Raw genomic sequence first — 1,250 nt, 5'->3', positions numbered from 1 at the left:
TACCCAGTGACTGAATGTATTCATCAGCGCTTTGAAGCGCAGGTAGATGCTTTCCCTGAGCACATTGCGGTTTCCTATCAGACCCATACTTTGACTTACCGCGAGCTGAACGCCAAAGCCAACCAGTTGGCCCATTGGCTGACCGAGCAAGGCGTGGAGCCTGATAGCCGCGTGGCGATTGCGCTGGAGCGCAGCGAGTCATTATTGGTGGCCATTCTGGCAACGCTCAAAGCGGGCGGGGCGTATGTACCGCTTGACCCTAATTATCCGCAGCAGCGTTTGACCTACACACTAGAAGACAGCCAGCCACAAGTCGTGATTACCTCTAGCGAGTTGGTGGAGCGTCTTGGCGAGTTGCCAAGCCATACCCAGATTGCGCAGATGGATAACCCGCAGTGGCTGGCTTATTCCAGCGATAATCTTAGCTCGGCAAGCTTAGGCGTGACGCCGCACAATCTGGCGTACATCATCTACACCTCTGGCTCGACCGGCAATCCCAAAGGGGTGATGGTCGAGCATCAGCAGGTGCTGCGTTTGATGGCCGCGACTCAAGAAGACTATCAATTTAACCAGCGTGATGTCTGGACGCTGTTCCACTCTTACGCGTTTGACTTTTCGGTGTGGGAAATCTGGGGCGCACTGTTGTTTGGCGGTCGTCTGGTGGTGGTGCCGCATCTGATTTCGCGCACGCCAAGTGAGTTTTATCAACTGCTGTGTGATGAGCGGGTGACCGTGCTCAACCAAACCCCAAGCGCGTTTCGTCAGTTAATCGCCGCGCAAGATGCGCGCAGTCATCAATTGCGTTACGTGATTTTTGGCGGTGAAGCGCTGGAGCTCTCAGCACTGGCGCCTTGGTTTGCCAAAGCCCACAACCAAACTACGCAGCTGGTTAACATGTACGGCATCACCGAAACCACGGTGCATACCACTTACTATCCGTTGACCGAGCAAGACGTCACTCGTACTGGCGCAAGCCCAATAGGCCGCGGCATCAATGATTTAAGTTTGTATCTGCTGGATGAACATCGCCAACCGGTGCCAATTGGTGTGACGGGCGAGATTTACGTCAGCGGCGCTGGTGTGGCGCGCGGTTATTTTAATCGTCCAGAGTTAACTGACGAGCGCTTTATGCTTGACCCCTTTGTGGCGGATGGCAGCACGCGAATGTACAAATCGGGCGATTTAGGCCGCTGGCTAGCCGATGGCAGCATCGAGTATTTGGGGCGTAATGATGACCAGGTCAAAATTCG

At 54.5% G+C, this 1,250-nt stretch carries 1 protein-coding gene; it reads left to right on the top strand.

Annotated features, from left to right (window positions below):
• A partial coding sequence (locus BLS03_RS25310) for an amino acid adenylation domain-containing protein (protein ID WP_143015708.1) occupies window positions 1-1,250 on the top strand: 1,250 nt, incomplete at both ends.

Source organism: Vibrio xiamenensis (genome assembly GCF_900100015.1).
In the GTDB taxonomy this organism is placed as follows: Bacteria; Pseudomonadota; Gammaproteobacteria; order Enterobacterales; family Vibrionaceae; genus Vibrio; species Vibrio xiamenensis.
This window is presented reverse-complemented; position numbering and strand designations above follow the sequence as displayed.